Genomic DNA, 4,558 nt, shown 5'->3' with positions numbered 1-4,558 from the left:
CAAGCATGGGAGTTTAAATCATCAACAAATTTCAACTCTTTCCTTAATGCTGTGTTGTACCGAAATAACTCGGTTTTGCCAACACCCCGATTATCCATCCAATAACGCAGGACTTTATTACGAACAAATTGGGTTGTCCGTATTGCCTCATTAATGGCTTCTATCTGATTAGGTTTTGGCTTAACTTTGTATTCTAGTACAAACATTTTGACGATGCTCGACCTACTATCAATATCTTAACACAAAATTCTTTAAGTTGACAATACATATTTATTTAAAGCCGCCCGACCCTACACTAAAGGGCGGGGCTTGTACCCAAATTTTCGGTCAGACTTTCTCGGTTTTGTCCTCTCTTCTATGCAAGAAACCGATAATAAATCTCAAAATTGTGCATCGGACTTCAGTGTATCCTTAATTCTCTCGGTATAACCGAACAGAAAAGTATATGCTAGGCTACATTTAATCTAACCAAACCAAGAGAGCCGAGTTTTTTGTTGGAAGTGAAACTGCCTCATCCTGAAAGTACCATCATAGATGATCACAAACTAACTGGTTATTCCCTAAATCTAAATCATGCCGATGGACGGCATAAAGCCCGTGTTTTTAAATCCGCCTTAAACTTAGATATTGATGACGTTCAATTTCTTAAAAACGCACTCTTAGAAGCCGTTAAAACCTGTAATGCTATTCCCGATAAAATCAATCAATATGGACAAAAGTATATTATTGACTTTCCCCTAAATCATCAAAACAAAACAGCTATTATTCACAGTGTTTGGATAATCAGAAATGATGAAAATTTTCCCCGTTTAGTTACTTGTTATGTACTTTAAGGAGATAAGGAGATAATGAAATGAAACTCTTAGATGTGGTTGCTTTATTAGAAGACTTACCCCAATTGGGATTATATCGCGGGCAAGTGGGAACAATTGTAGAAGTCTATGAGCCAAATGTTTTTGAAGTTGAATTTAGCGATACTTCTGGCCTTGCTTATGCTATCGAAATCTTACAAGAAAATCAATTAATGTTATTACATCATTCTCCCTTAGAATCCCAAAAATTAACCGCTAAGTAGCGGTAAGCTGTTGACTATCTCAATCACTCGTTAAGACTGTCTATGAGAGGGGAAAAGGGAGCTTTTTTTCAGTGATCAGTAAACAGTAATCGGTGAACTGAAAACTCACATCTGATAACTGATCACTGATCACTGACTTGTGAGGGCGCATCAGCGATCGCACAGTAGGGACGACTATAACAAAGGGGTATTTCCAGGTCGTGTTGTTCCAAAAATTCCCGATTACTTAAAATCTTAGCGGTTTCTCCCTCTCCCACCACCTGACCACGACTTAAAACCACCGTGCGATCGCATAGTTCTAAAGCCAGATCGAGATCATGGGTGGCGATGACTTGGGTTTGGGGTAAAGTGGCTAACAGTTGTATTAATTGCCGACGGGATCGGGGATCCAGTTGGGCGCTAGGTTCATCAAAAACTAAGACCTGCGGCAACATGGCTAAAACCCCCGCAATGGCCACGCGTTTTTTTTCACCCCCCGATAGATTCTGACTGTTTCTCTTACCGTAATGCTTGGAATCCAATCCCACCGCGTGTAAAGCATGATGACAGCGATGGTTTAAATCCTCTCCGCGAATTCCCTGATTCATCGGGCCGAAAGTCACATCTTCCCAGACAGTGGGCATAAATAGCTGATCGTCGGGGTTTTGGAAGACTAAACCGACAAAATTGCGGATATTTTCTAAATTCTCCGGTTTAACTTGGTAGGGACCGACGGTGATTTTACCCGTTTGCGGCGGGAGAATACCGTTAAAATGCAATAATAAGGTGGATTTTCCCGATCCATTGGCCCCGACCAAAGCCACCTTTTCCGTAGCTTCAATGGCTAAATTAATACCTTTTAACGCTTCTGTGCCGTCAGGATAGGTATAAACTAGGTTTTCAATAAAAATCGGGTTGTGGTGCATGAAAAACGAGACTTTTATCTGAGTAGATGTACCATTTGACCCCAGAGGATCAGAATTACTGTGCCAATTATAGCGAGATAATCGTTCAGCTTGCTTTGGGGAACCTGTACAGAAGGCAAGGAACCAGTGTAACCCCTCGATAACATGGCTTGATAAATGCGATCGCCACGTTCGTAGGTACGGATAAATAAAGCGCCGATCATGTGTCCCACTAGCAACCGTTGCCATCGGGGACTACTCATTAAATTGCGCGCAATTGCTGCCCTTCGCATGGAATTAAATTCAGCGATCAAAACAGCTAGATAACGGTACATAGAAGCCAAAATTGCCACCAATAAAGGGGGGGTTTTTAGGGTAACTAATGCTTGCAACAGGTCAGGAATCGCTGTCGTTAAAACCAGAATATTGACCGTACAAAGACAGAGAAAAGCTTTTAGGGCCACACTGCCTAACACCAGCAATCCCTCGCTAGTTACCCGCAAAAATCCCCAAGACCAAAGAATTTCCCCGCCATCGCGAAAAAGAGTTCCCAATAAAACCACACCGATAAAGACAAATTCGATCGCTACTCTTTGTAAAAGTACGGCAATAGTCACCCGACTGATCAGAATTAAAATAATTAATCCTAATCCGTAAATCGCCCAAGTTCCCCAACTACCATTCGGCGTTAAGGCTGTGGCAAAAACTAACAAAAGAGTAACTAAAACCCGGGTATGGGGCGCGAGTCTCTGCCAAAAACCGAAATTTTGTCCCTCATTTTTGCGAGAAAAAGTAGCAATGTGTAGCATTTATTCAGTTATCAGTGATCAGTTATCAGTTATCAGTTATCAGTTAGAAAAGGGATATAGGGATATAGGGGTTTAGGGAAATTTCAGCTAAATGCCCCACTTCTCGACTCCCATATCCTTATTCCTGATTTTGGGATTTTGCAATCACTAATTTACCGATACCCCAAGCGATGCCGAAAGTGGCAAGAGTTCCCAGAAAACCGGCCAGGGGAGTGGCGATACCTTCGGGAACACCTTTGAGGGCATAACCGTCAAAAATTCGGGCGAAAGGTAATTGACTACCTAGGGCGTTAGGGTCTTCTTTTTTGCTAAATTGCAAGTCTTCCGCCACTCGATCGAGTCCGTCGGGATCGGGACTGGCAAAGGGAGAAAGAAAAACGGCGATAATTAGGGAACATACTAGGCCAATCAGAAAAAATTGGCTATTTCTGCGAATATTCATCGAATTAATTGCTTTATTGACGAGAAGCGTAGGAAGAGGGAACAGAGGTATTAACGGAATGGGGCGGATCGTAGAGAAGATCGGGACGGGTTCGCCAGATATAACCGACAGCGAAAACGGTAATCACCGCTTCCCCGATGCCGATGAGGATATGCCAAGATAACATGGCAAAAAGGGCGACTAAAGGCGGTACAGTGCCAGATAAAGCCAATTGCAGGGCGCAAGCCAACGCCGCCACCACCACACTTGTCCAAGCGGCCAGGGCAACAGCGATCGCCATACTGCGCCAACTATTAAAACCGAGGGCTTTTCTAATCCCCAGATAGAGATAATAACCGCCAAACGTCCCGATCAAACCCATATTGACGATATTCGCCCCTAAAACCGTTAAACCGCCATCTTGAAAAAATAAAGCTTGAACGATAAAAACCACCGCCATCACCAAAGAACCCGCCCAGGGACCGAGTAAAACCCCCGCAAGAGTCCCCCCTAATAAATGTCCGGAGGTTCCCCCCGGAATGGGAAAATTAATCATCTGGGCGGCAAAAATAAAGGCGGCACAAACTCCCATCAAAGGTACAGCCCGTTCAGCGTAGTGACCGCGCACTTTTTTGAGAGAAAAGCTAATCAGGACGACGGCAATTATCCAAGTAAATAGACTCACCGATGGACTCAAAAAGCCGTCAGGAATATGGAGGGCGAGATAAGGGGTAAGGAGAGGGTGAAACAAACCAACTCCCAGAAAATTAACAGACATTAAAACTCAGTCTCCTTGGCAATTTGGGTTAAAGATTTCAATAGAATTGTCTCCCTAGGACGGAAAAGTCCTATCTTTTAGTAGATAACTAACCGCTTCATTCTACAATGCTCTCTCTGGGGATTTAAACCCTTTAGCTTCTTAAGAATTTCTGTTATTTTGCCAGCCGTCAGGGTTTAGCTATCAGCAAAAATCTGAATTATTCTCAAGCACTCAAATTATTTAAATTATTATTAATTTTTCGAGTTTTTTTTAGTTTTTATGCTAGGACTCAATCAGTTATCAGTTATCAGCTAGAAGAGGCTAGTGACCACTAACCACTAACCACTAACCACTATTCACTAACTAAGGTCATGAGTTTTAAGTAATATTATTCACTGATCGAAAATTTGGGTTAAAACCCCGTCCTTTTAGGACGGCTTTAAGCTACAATGGAAAAAGCGATAATCAAGCTAAAAACTGAACCTTGACCACAGATAGTAGGGGGTTTCGTTCAGAAAAGACTTCAAATTCGGCCTTGAACGAGTAAAACTTTCTAGGAAATAAGGTTGAACATTGGATTTTTTCGACTTGTTCAAAGTGGCCGTCCGG

6 protein-coding genes and 1 pseudogene are annotated in these 4,558 nt (G+C 42.5%); 2 read left to right on the top strand and 5 right to left on the bottom strand.

Annotated elements, in window-relative coordinates; translation table 11 throughout:
- Window positions 1–206, bottom strand: a pseudogene (locus tag EWV84_RS07070) (RNA-guided endonuclease TnpB family protein); the annotation flags it as partial.
- A gap of 294 nt (window positions 207–500) precedes the next feature.
- Here EWV84_RS07070 and EWV84_RS07065 point away from each other — a divergent pair.
- On the top strand, window positions 501–833 hold the full coding sequence (locus EWV84_RS07065; protein WP_287077433.1) for a DUF6883 domain-containing protein: 333 nt from the start codon (window positions 501–503) through the stop codon (window positions 831–833).
- Window positions 834–853: 20 nt separating this feature from the next.
- Window positions 854–1,075: a DUF4926 domain-containing protein gene (locus EWV84_RS07060; protein WP_002761801.1), complete on the top strand. Its 222-nt coding sequence runs from the start codon at window positions 854–856 to the stop codon at window positions 1,073–1,075.
- 122 nt (window positions 1,076–1,197) lie between these two features.
- Here EWV84_RS07060 and EWV84_RS07055 read toward each other — a convergent pair whose 3' ends face one another.
- The 4 genes from EWV84_RS07055 to EWV84_RS07040 form a co-directional block, all read right to left on the bottom strand.
- Complete coding sequence (locus EWV84_RS07055; RefSeq protein WP_286825649.1) at window positions 1,198–1,980, bottom strand: energy-coupling factor ABC transporter ATP-binding protein; 783 nt, start codon at window positions 1,978–1,980, stop codon at window positions 1,198–1,200.
- Window positions 1,981–1,994: 14 nt separating this feature from the next.
- The gene (gene cbiQ, locus EWV84_RS07050) at window positions 1,995–2,768 is read right to left on the bottom strand and encodes a cobalt ECF transporter T component CbiQ (RefSeq protein ID WP_287077431.1); all 774 of its coding nucleotides are present in this window, start codon (window positions 2,766–2,768) and stop codon (window positions 1,995–1,997) included.
- A gap of 118 nt (window positions 2,769–2,886) precedes the next feature.
- A complete protein-coding gene (locus EWV84_RS07045) occupies window positions 2,887–3,210 on the bottom strand; it encodes a PDGLE domain-containing protein (protein ID WP_287077429.1) in 324 nt (107 codons plus the stop codon).
- A gap of 13 nt (window positions 3,211–3,223) precedes the next feature.
- Window positions 3,224–3,967, bottom strand: a complete 744-nt coding sequence (locus tag EWV84_RS07040) for an energy-coupling factor ABC transporter permease (protein WP_287077427.1) — start codon at window positions 3,965–3,967, stop codon at window positions 3,224–3,226.
- Between the last annotated feature and the right edge of the window lie 591 nt (window positions 3,968–4,558).

It is taken from the genome of Microcystis sp. M_QC_C_20170808_M3Col (genome assembly GCF_007095505.1).
Lineage (GTDB): Bacteria > Cyanobacteriota > Cyanobacteriia > Cyanobacteriales > Microcystaceae > Microcystis.
The sequence above is the reverse complement of the archived record's forward strand: the minus strand, read 5'-3'. Positions and strand labels throughout refer to the sequence as shown.

Bases quoted from the DNA above. Each gene is read 5' to 3' on its own strand.
- EWV84_RS07060 (WP_002761801.1), top strand. From the start codon at position 854: ATGAAACTCTTAGATGTGGTTGCTTTATTAGAAGACTTACCCCAATTG.
- EWV84_RS07055 (WP_286825649.1), bottom strand. From the start codon at position 1,980: ATGCACCACAACCCGATTTTTATTGAAAACCTAGTTTATACCTATCCT.
- cbiQ (WP_287077431.1), bottom strand. From the start codon at position 2,768: ATGCTACACATTGCTACTTTTTCTCGCAAAAATGAGGGACAAAATTTC.
- EWV84_RS07045 (WP_287077429.1), bottom strand. From the start codon at position 3,210: ATGAATATTCGCAGAAATAGCCAATTTTTTCTGATTGGCCTAGTATGT.
- EWV84_RS07040 (WP_287077427.1), bottom strand. From the start codon at position 3,967: ATGTCTGTTAATTTTCTGGGAGTTGGTTTGTTTCACCCTCTCCTTACC.